This window comes from Candidatus Hydrogenedentota bacterium, assembly GCA_019637335.1.
Classification (GTDB): domain Bacteria; phylum Hydrogenedentota; class Hydrogenedentia; order Hydrogenedentales; family JAEUWI01; genus JAEUWI01.
Map to the genome: position 1 here is coordinate 89,270 of JAHBVV010000019.1, position 25,385 is coordinate 114,654.

Genomic DNA, 25,385 nt, shown 5'->3' on the forward strand with positions numbered 1-25,385 from the left:
GCCTATTCCATCACGGAATCGCGCGTGACGTCGTCCTCGGTGCCGGGGACGCCATCCGGTCCGGAGGACCAAATCTGGTAATCCGCCAGGCGCGCGCTGGAGGCCGGCTTGTAGTTGTAGGGGTTGCCCCAGGGATCGGGGCGCACGGATTCGACGTAATTGCGCTTGCCGTTCACCGCGGCGGTCAGCGCGTCCAGGGACGGGGGATAGGTGTCGTTGTGGTCGAGGGCGTAGAGCCCGATCGCTGTGGACAGGCTCGCGATGTCCCCCTTGGCCGCGCGGATTTGGGACTCCCGGACACGCCCTCCGAAGGTGACCACGACCATCCCAGCGAGGATGCCGATGATGACCGTAACCAGGATCAGTTCGATCAGGGTGAAACCGCCGTTGTTTCGCATTCCGTGGGTTCCCGTGCGTTTTGCCTGCGCGCTGGCGGCGCGTACGCCCGCTGCGCCGCGCTTTTCAGTATAGTACACGCGGCTTCGGCGCGCCAGTCAAAATCTCCTCGGCGAATCCTCAGAGCCGGAACCGCGCGCCGCGCCGTTTGAACGACAGCGGTGGGCCCGGGCTGTTCTCTGCCTCCAACGGCGTGGATTCCGCGAATGGCGTTGTTTCGCCCGACGGATCGGGTTCCTGGATTGGCGGCGCGGGCGCCTCGGGAAGCTCCGCGAGCGGCGCATACCCATCCTCTGGAATGCGCTGCGGGCCGCGCCGACGCCGCGCGGGGAGGGGCTGCGGAAAAACCGGATCGTGGTAGACGCGGACCGATGCGGCCGCGCCGGCGGGCACGAGGCTGTAACCGATGATATCGCCCAGGTCGATCAGGAAGGCCAGCGCCAGGAAGAAGATTTCCTTCCAGCCGACGCTCTCCGGATCGAAGAGGCGCTCGAACACGGCGAAAAGGGGGCTTTCCAGGGCGACCGGCTCGGGCATGGCGATTCCCGCGAGCGCGCCCGCGTTCTTGACCGCGACGCGGAGTTCGTCCTGCAGCGCTTCAACTTCGGCGATGTTCTCGGGCCGCCGCCCGGCCAGGATCGCGTCGGCGGCTTCCTGTTCGGCGATGGCCGCGTCAATCGCCGCAAGTTCCACGGCCACCTCGTGCCCCAGCACGGTCAGCCGGTGGTCTTCCGCGCGCGCGCGGTTTCCGTAGCCGGCGGGGGCTTCGCGCAGGCCCCGGATCTCGGCCTCCAGCTCGCCCGTCTGGCGGGCCAGTATTTTCTCGCCGTCCTGCTTCCGCGCCAGCAGGCCGGCGCGCACTTCCGCGAGGTAGGTGTCGTAGGCGCGCTTGACCTTGTCGGTGGCGTGCCGCAGATAAAACTCCCGGTCACCGACGCGGTACAGCACGTCCATGTTGAAGGTAATGGATACCGAGGCCACCACGGTCAGCCCGATAATGCCAACGAGATTCAAACGCTTTTGCCCGTCAATAATGGCGAGTTTCAACGCGAACAGCATCAAACCGATGGCGACCGACAGGCCCAGGGCGAAAATGGAACAGTTCCACGTGCCGAGCATTCCCAAAGGGATCGGGATGATCGGATCCGGCAGTACGGAATCTCGGAGACTCGCGTAGGTGGTCCACATCGAGACGATCGTCAGGAGGAGCATGGCGAAAAAGATGGCGAGTCGTGATATGACGCCCATGAAATGAGATCTCCCTGTTCGGTGGTGAGCAATAGGACCCGATGCAGCGTTGCGCCCAGTCTACTGATCCGCGGCGCGCGAGAAAAGGTTCCCTGGAGCGTTGGGACAGAGTGGACAGAGTGGACAGAGTGGACGCGGTGGATTCGCCGCGTCGAATGGACGGGGTGGACGTTTTGCCCGGACGCCCGCCATGTGACTATACTTGCGCTGCATTCCGCAGGGGGCGCGGGTCCAAGCTCCCCAAGTCATTCGAGGCGCCATGTTGTTCAAATCGAAGTCCCCCCGTAAGCACCGTTCGCTGTTTCGCCGCCTGGTGCGCGGCTTTCTTGTTGCGGGCCTCGCGCTGATGCTGCTGCTGAGCGCGATGGTGCTCTGGTTCGCGCGCGGCGCGCTCTACAACCGGTTCGTCTATTTCCCGAAGGAGGTAGCCGCGTGGGAGGCGATCCGGAACAACCGCCTGGAGGTGACGCTTGACGATGGCTGGGGGGCCTATCGGGGCAATTGCCACAGCCACTCGCACGTTTCGCACGACAGCGACGTGCCGTTCGAGGAGATTCTTGCCGCGCTGAAGTCCGCCGGCAACGACTTCATCTTCATGACCGATCACGTGGTCGATAACATCGCGGACTACTCGATCCAGTGGAAGGGCCTGTACGACGGCGTCCTGTTTGTCCGCGGCTACGAAATGGGCTACGGGTTCCTGCCCTGGGGCCTGCCGGACGACACTATCTTGAAGCGCGACGAGGAGATAGAGGTGCTGGCGCGCCAGATCCGGGAACGCGGCGGGATACTGTTCTTCGGGCACACGGAGGAAGAGCGCCAGTGGGACTTGCCCGAACTCAACGGCATGGAGATTTACAACCTCCACACGGACACGAAGGACGAGGATCTCTGGTTTCTGCCGGATTTGCTGGCGAATATCCTGATAAACAACGGAAAATACCCCGACCAGGTGATCCGGCTGTTTTTTGATCCCCAGACCGAGATTCTGGCGCGCTGGGATGAACTGAACAAGACCCGCCGCATCACGGGGATCCAGGGCACGGACGCGCACCAGAACCAGGGTTTCCGCGGCGTCTACACCGCCGAGAATACGTTCCAGATCTGGGACACCAGCCCGGAGATGTTGACGGAGTTCAACCTGAACTTCCTCACGCGGACGTTGTTGCGCGTCTTCTTCGGCGCGTTCGCTCCGGGCGACGAGTTGTTTCATTTCCAGCTCGATCCGTACGAGCGCGTGGTGCGCTACTCCTCAACGCACATTCTCGCCCATGAACTGACGGAAGCGGCGCTGTGCGAGAGCCTCGAAAAGGGACGGGCCTACGTGGCCTTCGACATGATCGCCGATGCGCGGGGCTTTGTCTATCTTGCCGAGGACGGCGGGCGCCAGGCGGTGATGGGCGAATACCTGCCTTTTTCCGAATCGGTTCGTCTCCGCGCCGCGGCGCCGAACGTCGGGCGCATCAAGGTGTTGCGCGATGGGGCGGTCGTCCACCAGGTCGATGGCGCTGCGTTGGACTGGCGGCCCGGCGCGCCGGGGAACTACCGGATCGAGGTGGAGTTGTACATCGTAGACCGCTGGGTCCCATGGATTTACAGCAACCCGATTACCCTGACGGAAGGGGGCGCGCCCACCTGATTCTCGGGCCGCCTGGTATGGAAAACCCGACCGCCGCGAATGCACCCGGTATGCGGGCGCTGTCGGTTTTGTAATGCGTGCTTGACAAGGCGCGCGTTTCCGCCGATGATACAATCGTGGTGCGTATGACGGCTAGCAGGCGAACACATAGTACTTTTGGCGGCTCGCGCCCGGCCCGGGTCCGGTGGTGGGGTGTGTTTGCGGGGCTGGCGCTCCTGGTTGGCTTTCTCGCGCCCCGGCCCGCGTTTGGCGTCTCCCCCTGGGATCCGGCGGCCCCGTATGCCGACGCCTACCGATCCGGGCGGTACGCCGAAGCCCTGGAAGAGCTTGATCGCGCCATTGCGGGCGAGTTGGGCCAGCCCCCCGCCTCGTGGCTCGCCGATCAGGCGGAATTGCTCTGGATCGTGGGACGCCACAGTAAAGCGATCACGGTGATGGGCGATGTGGTGCGCCGCGTGTATGAGCCCGCCTTCACGGTGCGGCTGGCCGCGATGTACCGGGAATTGGGCCAATCCCTCGACGCCCAGGTGGCCGTGGATCTGGCCGTCCAGCAGAGCCGGTCGCGCCAATCACCGTCGTATCTGCGCGAAAACCTGATCGCGATCGGCCAGATCGCGCTCTGGCAGGGCGAGAACCCGCGCACGATCCTTCAGTTCTACCAGCAGCGGGTCTTGCAGCGCTACCCCGATTTTGTGGCGGGCTACGTGGCCGCCGGTCAGCTCGCGCTCGACGGCTACGCCTACGATCTGGCCGAAAAGTATTTTCAGCAGGCGCTGGACCGCGATTCCATGCGGCAGCCCGCGCTCGCGGGCATGGCGGAGACCTATTACCGCGCCGGGGATCCCGCCTTTGAGGGCATCGCGGAACTCTTGCGCGCCATCAATCCGAACCATTCCCGGTTGCTCCAGCTGCTCGCCGAACGCGCGCTCATGGGCGGCAATCTGGATGAAGCGCGCGCGCTGCTCGATACCCTCCTCGGGTTCAATCCCGCGCATGGCGGCGGCCTTGCCCTGCGGGCGGCGGCGGCATTTCTCGCGGGAGACGGCGAAAAACAGCGCGAAGCGCTCGCGCGCCTGGCCGAGATCAATCCCGCCAGCGGAGAGGGATACCGCATCCTCGGCGATCTGGCCGCCCGCCACTACCGCTTCGAAGAAGCCGCCGCGTTTCTGCGGCAGGGCGTCGCAATAGACCCCGAGAATGTCCGCGCGCGCGCCTCACTGGGGCTGAATCTGCTGCGGCTGGGCGAGGACGCGGAGGGACGGACGATTCTGGAGGAGGTGTTCGAGGACGATCCCTACAACGTGCAGGTCTACAACATGCTCGAAGTGCTGGATTCGCTGGACGCCTTCGAGACCGTGCGCAACGCGAATTTCACGGTCACGCTGCCCAACCTGGAGGCGGCCGTCATGGGCCCGGACGCGGTCGGGTTGCTGGAGGAGGCGCTCGCGCGTTACGAGACCGAATACCAGGTCGGGGTGAAGCGCCCGGTCCACGTGCAGTTTTTCGACGATCACGACGAATTCATGGTCCGATCAATTGGTCTCCCGGGCAATCCCGGGCATCTGGGCATCTGCTTCGGCAACCTCGTTACGATGGACTCGCCGCGCGCTCGCGAGCCGCGATCCATGAACTGGCGATCGGTGCTCTGGCACGAGTTCGTGCACGTGATCACGCTCCAGAAAACCGCCAACCGGATCCCGCGCTGGCTGTCGGAGGGGATCTCGGTGTATGAGGAGGGGCAGCGCGATTCCTCCTGGGGGCAGCCGCTGGATCCGGATTTCCAGCCCCTGCTGGCACCGGGAGAGTGGCCGGACATGGCCGCGCTCGAGCGTTACTTCGTGGCGCCGGAGTCGCCGATCCACCTGATCTTCGGTTACTTCCTCGCGGGGGCTTTTGTCGAGTCCTACGTGGACGCCTATGGCAAGCCGGCGCTCGTCGCCGCGCTGGACGCCATCCGCGATGGCGCGCTGGCGAACGAGGCGCTTGTCGGGGCCGCGGGCGTGGACGGTGGCCAGGTGAACGAAGCGTTTGCGGCGCACCTGGCCCGCGTGTGCGCCCCGCTTCTGGCCGCGGCCGAGGAAGGCGATCGAAATGACCCTGCTCCGGAAGGTTTTTTTGGGGAGGAGCACGGGCCGGATATCGAGGCCGTGGAACTGGCGCTGCGCGGTCAGAAAGCGCTGGATTCGGGCGAGATCAATCAGGCCATCGAACACTTCGAGGCCGCCGCCGCGCAATTGCCGGCGCTTCCCGGGGACCTCAACCCGCTTCGCAACCTGGTTGAAATCCGGCGAGCATCCGGCGATCTCGAACAGTGGTACCAGGAAGTGCGCCGCCTGCAGCGCCACGTTCCGACCGCGTTTGACGAGACCAAGGCGCTCATGGAGGCGCTCGAAGCCGAGGGCGACTGGCCGCGCGTGCTGGACCTTGCGCGCTGGTGCGCCGGCATCGATCCCTTTGATGTGGAAGTCCACAGCGCGCAAATGCATGCCGAGCGCGCCCTGGGCGATCGGGAAGGCTTAATGGCGACGCTGGACCGCCTTGCCGCGCTCGACACGGCCCAGGCGGATACCTACCGTCTCGGGAAGGCGCGCGTGCTGTTTGAGTCGCGGCGATTGCCGGAAGCGCGCAACGAAGTGCTCGCGCTCCTCGAGCGCTATCCGGCCTACCGGGAAGCGCAGGAATTGCTGCTGGAGCTTCACGAGACAGACACGGAGGTTCACCGTGAAGCGGAGTAGGCTGTTCCCCGCGCTGATCCTTTCCGGCATGCTGCTATTGCCCGCTCCGCTGCTCTGGGGCCAGGGCCGGTGGGGCTGGGGCGGCGCTGAACAGAATCTGCAGGTTGGCGGGCATCCGTTTCCGGGCAACAGCTTCACGTTCTGCCGGATACAGTACGACAGCGACACGTCCGGGCGGCGCGGCTGGGGCAAGTGGCGGACGGACTACCCGGATTCCGACTACAACTTCATGTTGCGCTTGTCGCAGTTGACGAGCATTGCGGTGACGCGGCACCCCGACGGCGATTTCCGGCACGACATCGTCCGCCTGGACCAGCCGGAGTTGCGCAATTATCCCTTCATCTACATGATCGAGGTGGGGGACATCATGCTCTCGGAGGCGGAGCGCGAGGGGCTGCGCAATTATCTCCTGCGGGGCGGCTTCCTGATGGTGGACGATTTTTGGGGGGAGCGGGAATGGCGAAACTGGTGTTACGAGTTTGACCAGGTGCTCCCGCCGGACAAGTATCCGCGCTTCGAGATCCCGCTGGACCACCCGATTTACCACATTGTGTTTGACATCGACGAAGTGCCACAGGTGCCCTCGATCAACCGCTGGCTCTACACTGGCCTCACTTTTGAGACCAGCGATTCACGGACCCCGCACATCTGGGGGGTCAACGACGAGAACGGGCGGCTCATGGCGGTGATCTGTCACAACACCGATCTCGGCGATGGCTGGGAGCGCGAGGGGCACAATCACGAGTACTTCCAGGAGTTTTCGGTCAAGAAGGCCTACCCCATGGGCATCAACATTGTGGTGTATGCGCTGACCCACTGACGGGCCGGCCTGCGAACGGCCCCCGGGCCGCCTGAACGAAAGGATTCACGGATGAACGACAATCTGGAGACGGCGCAGGCCCCTTTCGAACCGGCCGCGCTGGACCGGTTGCGCGAAGGGCGCGCGCGGATGCTGGCGGAGTTGCGCAAGGTCATCGTGGGCCAGGACGCCGTGGTGGACTCCTTGATGCGCGTGCTGTTTTCGGGTTCGCACGGGCTGATCACCGGCCCGCCGGGGCTCGCGAAGACCTTGCTCATTCGGTCGGTCGCGCAGATTCTCGATCTGGATTTCAAGCGCATCCAGTTTACGCCCGACCTCATGCCGAGCGACATTACCGGGACCGAACTGATCGAGGAAGATCGTAACACCGGCCACCGCGACCTGCGTTTTGTGCCGGGGCCGGTCTTTACCAATGTTTTGCTCGCGGACGAAATTAACCGCACGCCCCCGAAGACGCAGGCCGCGCTGCTCGAAGCCATGGAGGAGAAGCAGGTCACCGTGGCGGGCCAGCTGCGCCCGTTGAACAAACCGTTTTTCGTGCTCGCGACCCAGAACCCCATCGAACTCGAGGGGACCTACCCGCTGCCCGAGGCGCAGCTCGACCGCTTCATGTGCAGCATCAACATCGGCTACCTGAGTGAGGACGAAGAGCTTCGCGTGGTCACGCAGACGACCGCGCCCGCCGGGGAGGCGCCGCAGCCCGTGTTTTCCGGCCAGGACATGCTGGATTTCGCGCGGCTGGTGCGGTTGGTGCCCGTAGCGGATCCCATCGCGCGCTACGCGGTGCGCCTGGTGCAGGCGAGCCGCCCGCTGGAAAAGGAGTCCCCGGACTTCGTGAAACAGTGGGTCGGCTGGGGCGCGGGCACGCGTGGCAGCCAGTACCTGGTGCTCGCGGCGAAGGCGCGTGCGCTGCTGGCGGGGCGTTTTCACGTCGCCTCGGAGGATATTCGCGCGGTCGCGCACGAAGTCCTGCGGCACCGTATCCTGACCAACTTCCGCGCGGAGGCGGATCAGGTGCGCGTGGACGATGTGATCGATCGCCTGCTGGAGCACGTCCCGGGCCCCGCGGCCGAGGGAGGTTGAGCGCATTCCCATGCCCGCCATCGTCCAACGCAACATAGCGCCCGAGGAACTGGCGCAGGTGAAGGACCTCTGGCTCCTGGCGCAGACGCTGGTGGCGGGGCAGCAGTTGGGCCTGCACCGCAGCCCGCATTCCGGATCGTCGGTCGAATTCGCGCAATACCGACCCTACACCCAGGGGGACGATCCGCGATTCGTGGACTGGCGGCGTTACGGGCGGACGGACCGCCTGCACATCCGGGAATTCCACGAAGAAACGAATATGCGCTGCACCCTGCTGCTGGATTGCAGCGCATCCATGGGCTACGGCACGACCGCGCTGACGAAGTTCCGGTATGCGCAGATTCTGGCGGCGTCCCTGGCGTGGCTTCTGACTCTGCAGCACGACGAGGTGGCGCTGGCCGCCTACCACGAGAGTATCTGCTGCCACATTCCGTTCCAGCGCCGGACGCATCAGGTGCGGCGCCTGATCGCGGCGATCGAGCAGCAAGCGCCCGCGGGTCACACCGAGACGGCGGAGGCGCTGGCGTGGGTGGGCAATGTCATGACGGCGCGGGGCATGGTGGTGCTCATCAGCGATCTGTTGCAGCCGCTGCCCGTGGTGGAGACGCAGCTGCGCGCGCTGCGGGCGCGCCGGCACGACGTGCTCGTGTTTCAGCTGGCCGACGTGGCCGAGGAGACCTTCCCTTTCGGGCCGGAGGTGACCTTGCGCGACGCCGAGGGGCACGAAGAGCGCCCGGCGAATCCGGACCGGGTGCGGGAAGCGTATCTTGCGAATCGCGCGGCGCATTTTGACCGCATTCGCGAGGTCTGCCTGGCCTACGAGATCGATTACGAGCCCCTGCGCACCGATCGCCCGTTGGACTCGGCGCTGCAGCAGTTCCTGCACCGCCGCGCCCACGCGCTCCTGACGACGAGCAAGCGCGCGCTTTCGACGGGGGGCGGCTGATGGGCTTGCTGATGCCGCTGCTGATGGGCGGGGCCGCGCTCGCCGTGCTGCCGTGGATCATCCACCGCATCCGGCGTCCCACGCACCAGCCGACGCCCTTCAGCAGCCTGATGTTCGTCCCGGAGACGCCGCCGCCCGTGCGCGAGCGCAAGCGGATCGAGCATCCCTGGCTCATGCTGCTGCGCATGCTGATCCTAATCGCGCTGGCGCTGGCCTATGCCCGCCCGTACCAACTGGTTCCCGCCGCCGCGGAGGGCGAGGGGCCCGCGGATCGGGAGCACGTCATCCTGGTGGATGCCTCCATGAGCGCGGGCGCGGATTTTGACGCCATCCGATCCGCCGCCCTGGCCGCCCTGGACGAGGTGAACGGCGCGGAGCGGGTGGCGGTGGTCGCGTTCGATACGGCGCCGCGCCTGATCGTCCCCCTCGCGGGACCCGGCGCCGCGCGGGGGGCGCTCGAATCGCTGGCGCCGTCCGAAGGGGCCACGCGTTTTGTTCCCGCGCTCCGGTTCGCGGAGCAATTGCTGGAACCCGAAGCCGCCGTCGCGGAGGAGGAAGCCGCGCAACGGATCATACACCTGGTGAGCGACTTGCAGCGGAGCGGCCTGCCCGAGGGCGAGGCCGGCTATACCCTGGCGCGCGGGGTCCAGTTACGCGCCGTTCCCGTGGCGGTTCCCGTGGGGAATCAGGCGGTGGAGGCGGTGGCGCTGGAGCCGCGCCCGCCGAATAGCCTGCATCTGCGCGCGCGCGTCCGCAACCACGGGCTGGAGCACGCCGATGGTATGCTGCAAGTATGGATCGGGGAGCAACTGGCGGCGGAAAATCCCGTGAGCATTCCGCCGGGCGGCGTGGCGGCCGTGGCCCTGGCCGCGGAGGCCGACCTGGCCATGTCCCACGAGGGCGAAGTGCGGTTGCGGGTGGCCGACGCGGTCGCCGCGGACAACGCGCACTACTTCGTGTTCCACCCGGAGCCCGCGCGGATCGTCGGCATGCTGGCGTCGGGTACGGACGCGCGATTTCTCGAGGCCGCCATCGCGGAAAGCCAGCCGGTTCCATGGCGGTTGTCCCCGCTTACGCCCGATGCGGTCTCGACTGAAGCCCAGACGGGCGCGCTGCCCGAAGTTATCATTGTCGCCGGGCTGGAGACCGCGCCGGACGGCCTGGCGGAGGCGCTGCAATCGTACGTGACTTCGGGCGGGCGGATCCTGCTCATTCCCGGGCCGGGCGGCCTTGCGGCTCCGCTTTCCGATGCGCTGCTGTCCCCCGCCGGCGTGGCGGCGGGCGCCCCGCGCTACGATCAGGCGGATCCGCGCCGCTTTTCGAGCATGAACTGGATCGATTTCGACCACCCCGTGTTTCAAGCGTTCAGGAGCGCCGCATACAGCGATTTTTCCATGGTGCGGTTCCACAATTACCACCGTCTGGACGCGCCCGCGGACCTGCGGGGGGCGGTGATCGCCCGCCTGGACGATGGCGTCGCCGGCGATGGCGATCCCGCGCTGGTCGCGTTCGAGGTGGGCGCGGGCCGGGCCGTGGTCTGGGCTTTTCCGCTGGATCCGGCCTGGACCAACCTCACGCGCACCCGGCGTTTCGTGCCGCTGATACACGAGTCCATCGCCTTGTTGCTGCCTGCCCTGCCCCCGCGCCGCGATCACCGGGCCGGCCTTCCGCTGACGCCTCCGCCCGAGCTTGCCGGCCAGGCGGATGCGCTCCGGATGCGGTGGCCCGGCGCGGCCGATCCCGTGGCGTGGGCGGCGGATACGGCGCGCGCGCCACGTGCGGGGTTTGTGCGCTGGTTGCCCGGAGATGACGCCGCCATTCCGGTGGTGGAGCCCGTGAACACGGATCCCGCCGAAAGCGATTTGCGCCCGTTTACGGTGGAAGAGTTTCTGCTGCGGGCCGGCGCGGTGACGGCCGATCTGGAGTCGGCCCCGGCGGAAGCCCCCGAAACCGTGGGGAATGTTGTACACTGGGAGTATGCCTATTCGGTACTCGTAATCCTGGCGGCGGCCCTCTTTCTCGAAACGGGCCTGGTCTTGTGGCATCGCCGCCGGGGCATCCGGGAGCAGCGCGTGACATGACAAACAGCAACCGCCCCTTGCCCCCCATGCTTGCGCAGCAGCTTGCCCGCGTGCTGCGGCGCTACCGCCGCGTTCGCTTCCTGCGCGCGAGTGCGCGTTTTCTCGCCTTCTCGGGCGCGGCGGCCGCGTTGCTTGCCCTGGCGGCGGCGGGCGGCGCGCCCGTTGCCGCCATAGCGGCCACCGCGGTCGCCGCCGTAGCGTTTCTGGCGGGCTACTGCTTCCTTCCGATCCTGCGGCGTCCGGCGACCCTCCAGGAAATCGCCGCGCATATCGACGCGCGCCATCCCGAACTTCAGGATCGGATCCTGAGCGCCGTTGCCCTGGCGGAGTCCGGCGGCGAGGCGCCATCGGCCTGGATGCTGGAAAACCTGCTGGCGGAAACCCAGCAGCGCGTGAAAGGGACGCCGCTGGACGATTTTATCAATCCGCTGGAGTACCGCGTGCTGGTGGCGGCGGTGTGCGCCGGCGGCGTCGTGATCGCGGCCGGGCTTATCGCGGCGGGCTGGCGCTGGAGCGCTATCCAGGACGCTTCGGACGAGGAAACGGCGGCGTTGGCCGCGGCCCCCTTCACCGTGGAGCCGGGCGATGCGACAGTTCAGCCGGGCGACAACCAGATCATCTGGGTGACCTCGCCCGATGTGAACGCAACCAAGTATATCCACTGGGAGCAGGGCGGCCGGGAGCAGCGGGCGGTGCTGGCCTCGAGTTCGACGCCCGAGGTTTCCTTCCACACCTTCGAGGCCCTGCGTGAGGGCCTGTTCTACCGGGTTCGCGTCGGGGAGCGGGAGTCGGAACGTTACGAAATCAAGGTGGCCCGGCCACCGTCCGTGGAATCGATCCAGATCACCTACACCTACCCGGCGTACCTCCGTTTGGAACCCCGGGTCGTACCCTTTGCCGGCGACATTGAGGCCGTGGAGGGCACGGAAGTCGCCCTTCGCGTGGAGGTGAACAAGCCCCTGCGCCAGGCGGTGCTGGCCCTCGACACCGGATCGCAGATTCCCCTCGCCGCCGCGGGCGAATTGGCGTGGGAGACCGTGTTCACCCTGGAGGAATCCGGCGATTACCGGGTGGCGCTGCTGGACGAGGCGGGCGATATGAACCCGATGCCCGCGCGCTACGCGATCACGGTGCTGCCCGACAACCCGCCCGCCATCAAGGTTCGCTATCCGCGCGGGGACACCGAGGTCCTCGCCCTGGAAGAGGTCCCCCTGGCGTTCACGGTGGAGGATGATTTTGGCGTTTCCGCCTACGGCATTGAGTACACGATCGCGGGACAGGAACCCGTACGGCTTGCGTTGAACGGCGATTCGCCACTCGCGCGAGAGATTGTGGGCGACCACCTGTTTGCCCTGGAGGAACTCGGATTGCAGGGTGGTGACCTCGTGACCTGGAGTGTGTGGGCCACCGACCTGAAACCCGATCGCGCCGATTTTGAAGTGGTGGGCGATCCGTTCTTCCTCGAAGTGCGCCCGTATGTGCGCCGCTACCGCGAAAGCATCACCAACGCGGGCGGCGGCGCGGCGGCGGGAGAGGCGGGCCAGGGCCGCGATCCGCTCGGCGACCAGCGCGGCGTGGTCATCGCGCTGCACAATCTCCGGAAGCGCGCGTCGGGCCTGGGCGAAGAAACCTACACCACCGATGCGGGCCGGATCGCCGAGGCGCAGGCGGAGATTCGCGGCACGCTGGAGGGCGCGCTGGGAATGGCGCCGCCGGATCGCGCGATCTTCGGGCGGCGCGCGCTGGAGTCGATGGTGGCCGTGGAGGACGACATAGCCCGCGCGGCGTGGCCGGAGCCCGAAGAGGCGCTCGGCGACGCGCTGGCTGCCGCCCAGGAGGCCATGCAGTGGCTCAAGAAGCTGGAGCCCGAATTGCGGGACGTGATGCGCGCGCAGGGCGGCGGTGGCGGTGGCGGCGGAGGCGGCGGGAGCGCGCAGGGAGAGATCGATCAGCTGGAACTGGCCCGGCGGACCGGCTTCCAGGAGGAAGCGCGGACCAGCCAGCAGGCGGCGGCGGAGCAGGAAGCGCTGCGGAAGGGACTCGAAGATCTGGCGCGACGCCAGGAAGTGCTGAACGAGGACCTTGGCGCGTTGCTTTCGGAAAATGAAGCGGCCCGGGACGAACGGGAGCGGGCGCGGCAACTGGAACGGCTTCGCGAAGAGCAGCAGCGGCAATTGGAGCGGCTGGACCAGCTCGCCAACGAATTGGCGCGCAGCCCGATGGATGCGGCGCAGCGCGAGGAGGCGCGCGAGGCGCTTCAGGAGGCGCGCCGCAATATGGAGACCAGCGCCGAGTCCGCGCGGCGAGGCGAATTGCAGCAGGCGCGATCGGCGGGGAGCCGCGCGGCGCGGGATCTCGAAAGCGTGGAGCGGAACCTGGATATGCTGACGCGCGAAGCTGCGGCGGACCGGCTCGCGGCGCTGGAGGAAGGCATGCGCGGCTTGCGGGAGCGCCAGGCGGGCGTGCGGGAGGAGGTGGACGCGCTACGGGAGATGGAGTCGCTCCCCGGCTTGGAGGGACAGGAGCGCCTGGCGGCGCGGTCCGAACAGCTTCGCGGCGAAAAGGAGTTGCTTGCGCGCGACACGGAGGCGTTGATCCGGGACGCGGGCGGACTTTCCGACCAGCTTCGCCAGAATCAGGAGTTGTTGTCGCGCAAACTGGGGGATTGGGCGCGGCGCACCAGCCGGGATGGCGTGGTTACCGATATGGAGTCCGGTCTGCGGTACGTGGAGTGGGGCGCCTGGGAGCCGCTGGCCGAAACCGAGCGCCAGGTGGACCGAAAGCTCGAACAGGCGGCGGGGGCGCTTGAAGGGTTGCGGCGCTATCTCCCGGGGGACGAGAAAGAGGATCTGGCGCGCGCGCTGGACATGCTCCAGGAACTGGGGGGCGTATCGGAAGAGGCCGGTGAGGCGTCCGAGGCGGGCGAAACCGGTGAGGCTGGCGCTGGAGGCGATTCACGCGCGGAGACCGACGCGGAGGCGGGGCGCGGGGAAGGCGCTTCCGAGCCCGGCGGCGATGGCGCGAGTTCTCAACCGGAAGCGGAGGCCCGGGAATCCCTCGCCCGGCGGCCTGACGCGCCTGGCGCGTCCGGCGATCCGGCGGGGCAGGGCGATCCGTCCGCCGAGGGCGAAGCGTCTGGCCCCGGCGTCGCGCCGCAAGATGGCCAACAGACCGAAGGCGGCCAGGAATCCGGGGAAGGCGCCGGAGAGACGGGCGCGCCGGGCGAAACGGCCTCCGCACAATCGGGCGGCGCGAACGGCGATACGCCGGGAGAGGGTGCGGCGCCGGGCGAAGGTGGCGAAGCGCCCGGCGGAGAAGGCGGCGAGTCCGGGCGCGAGGGCGCGCGCGCGGATGGCGCCCGCGGTGACGGCGCGAGCGGCATCCAGACCTCGGAGACCTTCCGCGGCGGCGGCGCGGACTCGCGCGACGGCTTTTTCGATCAGGACATCTGGGAGTGGCGGCCGACCATCCGCGACGCGGCCTCGCTGCTGCCCCGGGAGTCGTCCGTGCGCGGCGCGCTGGAGCAGGTCGAAATGGATTTGGGCCGCCTCCAGCGCGAGTACAACAACGGCAAGCAGCTTCCCGATGCCGGGGAATTCGAGCAGGTAGTGCGCCGCCCGCTCCGGGACGCGATCGCGGCGCTGGAAGACGAGGTGCGCGCGCGTCTGGATAGCGAGCGGCAGTGGATTGAGGACGAGGGCGCGATCCCGCCGCAATACGCGGATCGCGTTTCGGAGTATTTCCGAACCCTCGCCGATACCCCGGCGGCGCCGTAGAATGGGGGTGTTGTGCGCGATCAGGAAGTAATCCCGAATTCGGCCTGGCTCGAATGGGGCGGCGTGTTCGGCGCGGGCGGCGGCGCGCTGCTGCTCGCCCTGCTCGCGCTGGCCGCGGCGATCTTCTGGTGGCGCCGGCTGCGCGGGCTGCCCGCCCGGCGGCGCGCCACGCTCGTCGCTTTGCGCGCGCTCGGCCTGTCGTTGCTGGTGTTTCTGTTGCTCCGGCCGGCGCTTGTGCGCGGGGCCTACGAAAAGTCCACCGATGTGGTCGCGGTGGTCTACGACGACTCGGGCAGCATGAAGGTGGAAGACGGGCGCGGCATGTCGCGCGCCGACCGCCTCCGCGCGGCTCTCGAACGCCACACGGAGGCCTTCGATCTCGCATTGAACAGCCGCTTTCACGTATTGAACTACCGCGCGGGCGCCGGGGCCGGCCCGCTCGCGGATCGCGCGCACCTGCGCTTCGACGCCCCGGAGACGCGCCTCGTGGACGCCGCCGCGCACGCCGCGCGCGACCTGGCATCGCTGTCCGCCGCCGCCATCGTGCTGATTTCCGACGGCGGCCAGCAGCCCGCGGCGGCGGAAGAGGCGTGGGCGGAATTGGAGGCGTCGGGCGTGCCGGTCTACACCGTGGGCGTAGGGGAAGACGGGTGGCGCGATCTGGTGATCGGCGAGGTGGGGTTGATCCGCGCGTTCTTCGACGAGGCCCCCGCGCGAATCACCGCACGCTTTTCCGCCCACGGGCTCTCCGGGCGGGATGTGCTGGTCGAGGTGCTGCGCAACGGCGCCGTCGAGGCTTCCGAAACGCGCCGGATCGAGCGGGATTTCGTGGAGCAACAGGTGCAGCTTGAAGTGGCGCCGCGCGATCGCGGCTGGCTGGACTACGCGGTGCGCGTGCGTCTGAAGAATCCCGGGCGCGGGGGCGAGTTTGTCGCCCAAAACAACCAGGCCCGGGTCTTGCTCGATCACCGGGAAAAGGAATACCGCATTCTGTATTTCAGCGGGCGTCCGAACTGGCAGAACAAATTCGTGCGCCAGGCGCTGGCGGGCGATCCGGAGTTGCGCCTTTCGAGCCTGATCCGGATTTCGGGCGCGGAAAAATCGTTTGTGTACCAAGGCGAACGGACCTCGCTGGGCAATCCCCTCTTCGAGGGCTTCGAAGACGAATCCACGCTGCCGCGCTACGATGAGGCGGTGTTCACGCGGATGGGCCTGGCGAAGGACGAGCTCGCCGACGGCTACCCGGTGGATGGGGCGGCGCTGTACCCGTTTCACCTGATTATCTGGGGCGATATCGAGGCCGATTTCTTCGCCCCGGCCCACTTCCGCGTAACGCGCGACGCGGTTTCCGAGCGCGGCGCTTCCTTCCTCATGCTCGGCGGGCCGCGATCCCTCGCGGGCGGCGGCTACGCGGGCTCCATGATCGAATCGATGCTGCCGGTGATGCCCGGCGGCGTGGACCCCTTCGATGGCGTACCGGGGGACGTGCGGTCGAGTCCGGAGGGATTTCTGACCGGCGTATGGGCACTGAACGCGGATGCGGAGGCCAATGAGATCGCGTGGCGCGAGCTCCCGCCGCTGCCGGAGGTGGACAACATCAATGCCACGCGAATCGGCGCCTCCGTGCTGGCCGAAGCCGATCGCGCCGGCGGGGCGTCGCCGTTTCTCGTGTGGCGCCGCTTCGGGGAAGGCCGGGCCGCGCTGCTGGCGACCGGCGAGACCTGGCCGTGGCACATGCAGACCGAAGCCGGGAACGATGCGCACGCGCGGATTTGGCGGCAGCTCGTGCGATCGCTTGCCAGCACCGCGCCGGAACCGGTGTTCATGGAGGCCGATCCCGGCGTGTTCGTCGCCGGTTTGGCGGGAAACCTGACGTGGACCGTGCGGGACGCGCTCTTTGCGCCGGTGGCGGGGGCCACGTTGCGCGCCCGCGTGATCGAGCCCGGGGGCGCCTCGGTGAACACGCCGCTGGTCGAGCGCCTGGACTTCCCGGGCAAATACGAAGCGCCCTTTACGCCCGCCGCGCCGGGACGCCACCTGGTCATTCTGGAGGGACACGACGCCGACGGCGCACCGCTGGATCCGGTGGAGTCCGCAATTACCGTGGAGGAGGATATCCGGGAACTCGCGGATGCCCGGTTTGACGATGCCCTCTTGAAGGCGCTGGCGGCGCGAACGGGCGGCCAGTATTTCACGCTGGAGGAACTGGATCGCGTGGCGTCGGCTATCCGCCCGGTGTCGCGCGAGCGGGCGCGAATTGAGCGGACGCCCATCTGGCATCATCCAGGATTCTATGTGGCGCTGGTCCTGCTGTTTTCGGCGGAATGGACCCTGCGCCGCCGGTGGGGGCTCGCATGATCGCGCGCCTCTTGTTCACCTGCATCGCGCTGGCGCTTCCCGGCATCGCCGCCGCCGAGCTGCACGCCGTGATCCTGCGCGGCCTCGCCGGCGATCCCGAACTGGAGCAACGCTTCCAGGGCTGGAGCGCGCGGCTGGCCGAATCCCTGGAGGAGAGGTGCCTGGTCGCGCCCGAGCGGATCCACGTGCGGCCGGCCCCGGATGCGAAGGACGCGGACGCGCCGCTCACACGCGACGGCGCCCGCGCGCTCTTCGAGGCGATCGGCCCGGGCTTAGGCGCGGAAGACTCGCTGCTCGTGGTGCTTATCGGGCACGGCAGCCTCCACCAGGAACCCAAGTTTATGGTGTCGGGGCCGGATATCGCCGCGGCGGACCTGCTCGGCTGGCTCGATCCCCTGCCCGCGGGGCGGCAGATTGTGGTCAACGCGGCGTCCTCCAGCGCGGCGTTTATCAACACCCTGAGCGGCCCATCGCGAATTATCGTCACGAGCACGCACACCGGCACGGAAAAGAATGCGCCGGAATTCATGGAGCACGCTGTTCGCGTGCTGGAGCAGGGCGGCGGGGACGCCAATCGGGATGGCGCGCTCAGCTTCCTGGAGTGGATGCGGGCGGCGGCGGCCTCGACGCGCGACTGGTTCGAGCGCGAGGGCTTCATTGTGACGGAACACGCGCTCCTGGACGACGACGGCGACGGGCGAGGTACGCGCCTCGCGCCCGATCCGGACGCGCCGGACGCGGGAACAAACGACGGCGCCGCCGCGGCCGGGGTGATCATTCGGCCGGATCCCGCGTGGGCCGACGCGGACCCGGCCCAGTACGCGCGCTACAGCGAGGCGCTCGCCGCCGTGGAGGCGTGGAAAGTCAAGAAGGCGAATGTGAGCAGCGAAGAGTACTGGTCGAAGCTGGAGGCGCTGCTGCTGGAGGCCGCGCGGTCTTACCCGGCGACCGGCGATGCGGCAGAGACGGCAGAGACGGCAGAGACGGCAGAGACGGCAGAGACGGCGGAGACGGCGGAGACGGGGGAGACGGGGGAGACGGGGGAGACGGGGGAGACGGCGGGGACGGCGGAGACGGCGGAGTCGGCGGAGACGGCAGAGACGGCAGAGACGGCAGAGACGGCAGAGACGGCAGAGACGGCAGAGACGGCAGAGACGGCAGAGACGGCAGAGACGCCAGAGACGGCAGAGACGGCAGAGACGCCAGAGACGCCAGAGACGCCAGAGACGGCGGAGACGCCAGAGACGCCAGAGACGGCAGAGATGGCAGAGACGCCAGAGACGGCGGAGACGACCGAGTCGCCGTGATGGATTATCGCCGCGCGCCCGCCTATAATGGGCGGCTATGAAGCGAGGCATTACACGGATAGCGGTTCTGGCCTGGGCCGCGATCGGGGGGCTGTCCGTTTGGGCCGCGGGGGCGGACGCGGTTTCTCCCCTGATGGCGTTTGCGTGGGAACTCCAGGACCGCACGCCGGCCGGCCAGGACCCGGAGCGCGGCAACCACGTGGCGGTCGTCGACCACGGTCGGGACGCGCTCTTGTTGCGGGTCCACCTGATCCGGCACGCCCAATTCAGTATCGATATCCAGACCTTCATTCTGGCGAACGACGAGAGCGGGCGCTACCTGGCGTATGAGCTCATTCAGGCGGCGCGCCGCGGGGTGAAGGTGCGGCTGCTCGCGGACCACTTCATGTCCGCCCGCGATGTGGAGTGGGCGGCCTTTCTGGCGTCGGTTCACCCGAACCTCGAACTCCGCTACTACCGCCCGCCCACCGGCCAGATGAACCCCTCCAAGGCCGAATTGCTGCTGCACGGTCTGCTCTTCTTCCAGCAGGCCAACCAGCGGATGCACAACAAGGTGATCCTTATCGACGGGGCCATCGCGGTCACCGGCGGGCGCAACATCGACAACCACTACTTCAACCAGAGCTTGACCTACAATTTCTACGACCTGGACGCATTGGTCTCGGGCCCGGTGCTGCCGCGAATGGCCGCGTCGTTCGAGGAATTCTGGACGTGGCGCCGATCCATACCCGCGGAGCAGCTGGGCGACGTCCAATCGCGCATCCGGCGGGGCGCCGTCCGTGAGCGGTCATCCCGGGCGGATTTTGAGATTACGGGATACTTCGACGATATCGAAGCGCAGGCGGATGATCTCTCGCTGATCGCCCGGCGCTTCGTGGCGCCCCTGGAAGAGGCGGACCGCGTGCGCTTCCTGGCGGACCATCCGGGGAAGAACCGCCTGATCGGGTTCTGGGGCGGCGGCAAGGGATCCCGCGCCATCCGCAAGACTATCCGAAGCGCGGAAGACGAGCTGCTGCTCCAAAGCCCCTACCTTATCCTCAACTGGAAGGCGCGCTACCAGTTCCGGCAGATGCGGCGGGACAACCCCGACATGGACATCATCGTGTCCACGAACAGCCTCGCCGCGACCGACAACACCCTCGCCTACTCCGCCAACTACAAGCTGCGCACGGCTTACATCCAGACTATCGGCATGGAAATTCACGAATACATGCCCCACCCCGAAGAACTCTACGAGCACCTGCCCAACTTCGACACCCTCAAGGAGCGGTCCGAAGCCGCCGGCATCTACGGCGATCCCTTCCTCTGCATCCACGCCAAGGCCTTTGTGGTGGACAACAAGATCGCCTATATCGGCTCCTACAACATGGACCCGCGATCCGACAACCTCAACACCGAAATCGGCCTCCTCATTGAAGACCCCGCCATCGTCGCCCGCGTCCGCGAATGCATCCTCGGACGGGCGCGCCCCGAAAACGCCTGGGTCATCGCCCGCCGCGAATTCCCCCTGGCCGACGTGAACTACCTCGTCGAGGGCATTTTCGGCTGGAGCCCGGTCGACGTCTGGCCCATACGCAACACCACCAGCTTCGAACTCATCCCCGGCAGGGAACCCGTCCCCCCGGGCCACCCCGACTTCTACACAAACTACCGGGACGTAGGCAGCTTCCCCGGCGCGCCCGTGGGTTCGGTGAAACAGTTGCAGACCAGCCTCTTCAAGATGTTTAACACGCTGGCGATACCGATGCTGTAGGCCGCCTGACTCAATGCAGGCCGGTTGGACGCGCCGCGGAATATATCGCGGACGCCCGCTTGAAATTGGACACGGGCGCTGCTATTGTGCGAATTGAGTACGGTTGGGCAACCAGTTTTGTCCCGCGCGTATTGTGTGTGTGCGAAGTTCTATCTGGATCAGGGGTGCTGGCCCCGGCTCAGCCGCGTGATGCGGCGACGCTCGGGGGGAGGATTGGACATGAACTTCGCCGAGTTGCCTGGAATTCGACCCTCGTCTATATCAATGGCGCTATGCTGGCTGTTGATCGTCTGCGGGGCGGGCGCTCCCAACGCGGCCGCGCAACTCTATGACCCGGTGCAGACTGTTGAAAATGGGGTTGATGGCGTAACCGGACTGGAAGGCCCCAACCGTATCGCCTTGTCGCCGGATGGCGCGTTCGCCTACGTCGCCTGCTCGTTCTCAAACGCCGTGGCCGCGTTCTCGCGCAATCCCACCACGGGAGAGCTTTCTTTCCTGGAGGTACACGTGGATGGCGAGAATGGCGTGGATGGGCTCGAAGGGGCCGAAAGCGTCACCATTTCACCCGACGGGATGCACCTTTACGTCGCGTCAAGGACAGACGATGCCGTAGCGCTTTTTGCCCGCGATGCGGAGACGGGGCAGTTGACGTTTGTCGAAGCGTACTTCGATGATCAGGATGGTGTCGCCGGACTCAATTTCGTCTTTGCGGTGGTTGTGTCGCCGGACGGCGCCCATGTCTATACGGCGGCGCTGCTCGACCGCTCTATTGCTGTCTTCTCGCGGAACGCAAGTACCGGCGCGCTGTCCTTCATTGAGGCGCATGTGGACGGCCAGAATGGCGTTGACGGCCTGGACAGCGTCCTGTCAGTCGCCGTATCGCCGGACGGCGCCCATGTCTACAGCGCGGCCCAGGGGGACAATGCGTTGGCGGTCTTCTCGCGCGACGGCGTCTCCGGCCAATTAAGTTTCGTCGAGGTCCATGTTGACGGGGAAGACGGCGTAGAGGGGCTGGAGGGCGCGCGATCCGTCGCGGTCTCGCCCGATGGGGCGCATGTGTATGCTACGGGTCCAAAGGAGACGGGCGTTGCCGTGTTTTCCCGGGATGCCTCCAGCGGCGCGCTGGCCTTTATCGAGGCGGCCTTCAATGGCGGCGCCACTGAAGTTACGGGCCTCCTGAACCCGCACAGCGTGACGGTATCGCCCGATGGCGCGATTGTGTTTGCGGCTTCCGGTGTTTCGCAAAGCACGTTCGCACGCGATATCGAAACCGGTACGCTGGTGTATCTCGGTGGCATTACGGAAGCTCCGGACAGCCAGTTCACGCTTCTCGGGGCCTTTGAAGCGACCGTCTCCTCCGATAGCCGATTCCTCTACCTCGGCGCCTCCCAGGCCGAGGCGGTGCAGGTGTTCCGAGTAGATGCCGACCGTCCGTCCGTAACGATCAGCCGGGCTCCCACCCAGGCGGACCCGACCAATACCGCGCCGCTGGAATTCGACATTGTTTTCTCCGAGCCGGTTACGGGCTTCGTAGCCAGTGACCTGCTCATCGAAGGCGCCGGCTCGGTCTCGGATTTGAGTCTGATTGACGTGGATGGTGAAGTCTTTGCGCTCACGATCGCGTCCCTGGACGGCGACGGAGCGATCGCGGTGTCGGCGCCCGCGGGCGTGGCGCTCGACGCCGCGGGCAATCCAAACCTTGCCTCCGTGGGGCTTGATAACACCATAACAATAGATACGACGCCGCCGGTGATCAGTGTGACCAGCCCGGAATTGACCACCGTCGTACAAGGCGAAACGTTCACGGATCCTGGTGCGACGGCCGTGGATGCTCTTGATGGCGCCGTAATCGTTACGGTGGGCGGAGATACGGTGGACGCAAGCGCCTCGGTCGGAACGGAGTTCGTCATAACCTACGATGCCGTGGACAGCCTCGGCAACAGCTCGCAGGCCACGCGTATCATTACCGTTGTGGGGGTCGGCGCCGAGGGAGAAGGCGAGGGAGAAGGAGAAGGAGAAGGAGAAGGCGAAGGCGAGGGCGAGGGCGAAGGTGAAGGAGAAGGAGAAGGAGAAGGAGAAGGAGAAGGAGAAGGAGAAGGAGAAGGAGAAGGAGAAGGAGAAGGCGAAGGCGAAGGAGAAGGCGAAGGCGAAGGTGAAGGCGAAGGTGAAGGTGAAGGCGAAGGTGAAGGTGAAGGTGAAGGTGAAGGCGAGGGCGAGGGCGAGGGCGAGGGTGAAGGCGAGGGCGAAGGCGAAGGAGAAGGTGAAGGTGAAGGTGAAGAGGACTTGGCAACCATTGCCCAGACGTTGCTTGATGGCTTTGGAGCGGGCGATGCCGACAGTGACGGTCAACTGACACTCGACGAGGCGCGCGACATTTTCTCGCCGCTGACGGACAGCCAGTTTTCAGCTTTGGACAGCAATAACGACGGCGCATTGAGCGCTGCCGAGCTGCAAGCGGCCATTGGTGGTCCGACTGGCTGCGCTTGCCCGCAGGCCGGCGCCAAGGGCCTGCGCGATTCCCTGGGTGACCTGTTCCTGCTGGGTATTGGCCTGTTGGCGTTGCTGGTCTTGCGTGGCGATACGGCCATAGAATAGGTGATCCAACGGTGTTGAACCCGCGGGCGGCGCGCTTGCCGCCCGCGGGTCTTGCATGATCTCGTATTTTTGCGGTACGGTTCCCGGGAGCAACAGCCGGGTGCGATTGTGGGTGCGCCCGGAGATTCGAAAGGGCGCGATCGCATGAACCGAAGAACTTTTCTCCAGTCCACGGCCCTGGCCGGCCTCACCGCGGCGGGGTTCGGCGCGAAGGCCGACGCCGGGACGTCCCGGCCCAACATCCTCTGGATCATGATGGACGACTGCCGTCCCGACGCGCTGAGCTGCTACGGCCAGCCGTGGGCGCGGACGCCGAATATGGACCGTATCGCGGAGCGGGGCGTGCGCTTTGAGGCGGCGGTGACCCAGTGCCCGATCTGCATTCCGTCGCGGTCGTCGATGAAGACCTCGCACTACTGCCACGAGTTCGGTCTGATGTCGATGGGCGATCCGCCCGTGAACCCGCCGTACACGTACCGGAAGGAAGCCCATTTCCCGGACCTGCTGCGCAGTTGGACCGGCGTGGGCATGCAGCCAACCTGCATGGGGAAGGTGCACGCGTTTCGTCCCGACTGGGATGTGGAGGACCGGCCGCGCTTCCGGACGTCGGACCGGCGCTCGGAAGGGGGGCAGTATCCGCCGGTCAACCTGACCACGCACGGCTGGCAGATTGGCGGGACGGTGGAGGCGCACGCGGGAGACACGCGCACGGCGCTCATTGGCGATGGCGCCCTGGAGAAGCTGGACGCCTTCGCGGCGGCGGGGAAGCCGTTCTTCCTCCGGGTTTCGTTTCACGCGCCGCACGTGCCTATCGAGGTTCCGCCGGAATTCATGATCGATCCGGAATCGGTGAAGCTGCCCCTGCCGTCACAGGAGGAACTCGACAGCAAGCCGCGTTTCGAGCGGGAGCAGCTCCGCGTCTACTCCGGCACGCTCGATCTCACGCCCGAGGCGATTCAGATCGCACGCGGGACCTACTACGGCATGGTGTGGCAGGTGGACCATGAAGTGGGCCGGATCCTGGCCAAACTCGACGAGCTCGGCCTGCGCGAGAACACCATCATCGCCATCTGCTCCGATCACGGCCTCCAGCTCGGCGAGCACGGCGTCCACAAGAAGCGCAGCTTCTACGAGCAGACGATCCTGACTCCGCTGGTCATTGCGGCGCCCGGCAAGCTGAAGCCTGGCACAGTCGTCTCCGACCAGGTGGAAATGATCGACTTCATCCCCACGCTGATGGACCTCAGCGGCCTGGAGATTCCCGGAGATATTCGCGGGCGCAGCCTTGTGCCGCTGATGAACGGCGGAGACGGCGGCCGCGCGGTGACGTTTTCGGAGATCGACCAGAGCGGCTCGATGTACGACGAATTGCGAAAGGATTCCGGGCGCCAGGTGATGGCGCGCACGCGCGACTGGAAGCTGATCGAGTTCCGCGACCCGCGCGTGCTGGATCCGGATGGCGCGCTCCATGACCTGAAGAACGACCCCGGCGAGACGCGGAATCTGTTTCACGATCCCGCCCACCAGGACACCGTGGCCCACCTGCGGCGGCTGCTGGCCGCGTGGGAGGCCGACACCGGCTACGGTGCGGCCCCCGCGCCGGAAGGAGCATGAACCCGATGCGAGGTTATTGGCATTTCGCGCCGGCCCTGGCGCTTCTCGCGCTTTCCACCCTCCTGAACGCGGCCTGCGCGCCCGGGAAGGGCGACGAGCCGGCGTTGGACCTGGCTTCGGCGGAGGCCGGCTTGCGCGAGGAAGGCAGCGGCGATGCGCAGCCGGAGGAAATGGCGCGGGTGCTGGGGCTGGATCCGGCGGCCGCGTCGGCCCTGCGCGACGCCTTCGCGCGGCGCGACGCCGAGGTGGAGGCGTGGATCGCCGGCGAGCGCGGCCAGCGCCTGATCCGGCTTGAGGCGGAGATGTTCGCGGCGGTGGAGGCGCGCAAGCTCGACGACGTGAAGCGAGCCACCGCCGAAGCCACCCCGCTCCGCGACGAATTGCGCCAACTCATCGCGGACCACGAGACGTCCATCCTCGATTCGCTCGGCCCGGAGCGCCGCGTGCAGTGGGAGGGCTACGAGGTGGCGAAGAAGATGCTGGACCTGATGCAGCCGCTGGAACTCAATTTTCAACAGGCCCAGGCGATCGAGCAGGGCGGGCCCGCCGCCCTGGCCCAGGCGATGCGGGCCGGGGAACCCAACCCCCAGGCCGCCGCCTTTCTCGAACTGGAAAAATGGGTCGAGGAGAGCGTCCTGACGCCCGACCAGCGCGCCGCCTACCAGGACATCAAAGCGTCCAACAAGCTCCGGAGCCTGAGCATCTGACCCGCGGTCAGTGCTTGAAATGGTGGTGATACCGTTCCGGGTGCTCGTTCATATTCCGGAACTCGTGGCGGATGGCCCCCGCCAGCCCCAGGCTCAACAGCGCGATAAGCAGCATAAACACATACGGCAGCATGGCAAAACCTCCATGTGTCCCGCCCGCGGGCGCGACACGGTTCGCCCTCGACTCCGGCAGCCCCCGCCGTGTCTCTATTCGTTCTTCATTATAGGCCGATTCGGAGAAAGGCGCCAGGAATATTCGCGCAAGCGGGCCAGGATCGCCCCAAATCGGAGCGGATGGGAGGGATGAAGGAAGCGATTGGGAGCGTG

Annotated in this window: 15 protein-coding genes; 13 read left to right on the plus strand and 2 right to left on the minus strand. The window is 66.7% G+C overall.

Going from position 1 to position 25,385, the window contains the following annotated elements:
- Positions 1-2: 2 nt before the first annotated feature.
- Both KF886_18360 and KF886_18365 read right to left on the minus strand, forming a co-directional pair.
- Complete coding sequence (locus tag KF886_18360; GenBank protein MBX3179323.1) at positions 3-398, minus strand: type II secretion system protein GspG; 396 nt, start codon at positions 396-398, stop codon at positions 3-5.
- A 118-nt stretch (positions 399-516) separates the two neighbouring features.
- Positions 517-1,644, minus strand: coding sequence for a hypothetical protein (locus KF886_18365; protein ID MBX3179324.1), 1,128 nt, complete (start codon positions 1,642-1,644; stop codon positions 517-519).
- Positions 1,645-1,903: 259 nt separating this feature from the next.
- Here KF886_18365 and KF886_18370 point away from each other — a divergent pair, with 259 nt between their 5' ends.
- The 13 genes from KF886_18370 to KF886_18430 all read left to right on the plus strand — a co-directional run bounded on the left by KF886_18370 (position 1,904) and on the right by KF886_18430 (position 25,058).
- Positions 1,904-3,283 (plus strand): hypothetical protein, encoded by a 1,380-nt coding sequence (locus tag KF886_18370; GenBank protein ID MBX3179325.1) that lies wholly within the window; start codon positions 1,904-1,906, stop codon positions 3,281-3,283.
- Between the two features lie 194 nt (positions 3,284-3,477).
- Entirely contained in the window at positions 3,478-6,018 is a 2,541-nt protein-coding gene (locus tag KF886_18375) for a tetratricopeptide repeat protein (protein MBX3179326.1), read from the plus strand.
- 28 nt (positions 6,019-6,046) lie between these two features.
- The gene (locus tag KF886_18380) at positions 6,047-6,838 is read left to right on the plus strand and encodes a DUF4159 domain-containing protein (protein MBX3179327.1); all 792 of its coding nucleotides are present in this window, start codon (positions 6,047-6,049) and stop codon (positions 6,836-6,838) included.
- Positions 6,839-6,889: 51 nt separating this feature from the next.
- Complete coding sequence (locus tag KF886_18385; protein MBX3179328.1) at positions 6,890-7,921, plus strand: AAA family ATPase; 1,032 nt, start codon at positions 6,890-6,892, stop codon at positions 7,919-7,921.
- A 10-nt stretch (positions 7,922-7,931) separates the two neighbouring features.
- Positions 7,932-8,867 carry a DUF58 domain-containing protein gene (locus KF886_18390; GenBank protein MBX3179329.1) on the plus strand — a complete coding sequence of 312 codons (936 nt, stop codon included), beginning with the start codon at positions 7,932-7,934 and terminating at the stop codon, positions 8,865-8,867.
- Positions 8,867-10,948 carry a BatA and WFA domain-containing protein gene (locus tag KF886_18395; protein MBX3179330.1) on the plus strand — a complete coding sequence of 694 codons (2,082 nt, stop codon included), beginning with the start codon at positions 8,867-8,869 and terminating at the stop codon, positions 10,946-10,948. Before KF886_18390 ends, KF886_18395 begins: the two co-directional genes overlap by 1 nt.
- Entirely contained in the window at positions 10,945-14,724 is a 3,780-nt protein-coding gene (locus tag KF886_18400) for a hypothetical protein (protein MBX3179331.1), read from the plus strand. The genes KF886_18395 and KF886_18400 overlap by 4 nt, the downstream gene beginning before the upstream one ends.
- A gap of 12 nt (positions 14,725-14,736) precedes the next feature.
- The gene (locus tag KF886_18405; GenBank protein ID MBX3179332.1) at positions 14,737-17,082 is read left to right on the plus strand and encodes a hypothetical protein; all 2,346 of its coding nucleotides are present in this window, start codon (positions 14,737-14,739) and stop codon (positions 17,080-17,082) included.
- A complete protein-coding gene (locus KF886_18410; protein ID MBX3179333.1) occupies positions 17,079-18,389 on the plus strand; it encodes a hypothetical protein in 1,311 nt (436 codons plus the stop codon). The genes KF886_18405 and KF886_18410 overlap by 4 nt, the downstream gene beginning before the upstream one ends.
- A 37-nt stretch (positions 18,390-18,426) precedes the next feature.
- Positions 18,427-20,142, plus strand: a complete 1,716-nt coding sequence (locus KF886_18415) for a phospholipase D family protein (protein ID MBX3179334.1) — start codon at positions 18,427-18,429, stop codon at positions 20,140-20,142.
- Between the two features lie 219 nt (positions 20,143-20,361).
- A complete protein-coding gene (locus tag KF886_18420) occupies positions 20,362-22,737 on the plus strand; it encodes a beta-propeller fold lactonase family protein (GenBank protein MBX3179335.1) in 2,376 nt (791 codons plus the stop codon).
- 144 nt (positions 22,738-22,881) lie between these two features.
- Positions 22,882-24,351, plus strand: a complete 1,470-nt coding sequence (locus KF886_18425; protein MBX3179336.1) for a sulfatase-like hydrolase/transferase — start codon at positions 22,882-22,884, stop codon at positions 24,349-24,351.
- A gap of 5 nt (positions 24,352-24,356) precedes the next feature.
- On the plus strand, positions 24,357-25,058 hold the full coding sequence (locus KF886_18430) for a hypothetical protein (protein MBX3179337.1): 702 nt from the start codon (positions 24,357-24,359) through the stop codon (positions 25,056-25,058).
- The last annotated feature ends 327 nt before the right edge of the window (positions 25,059-25,385 follow it).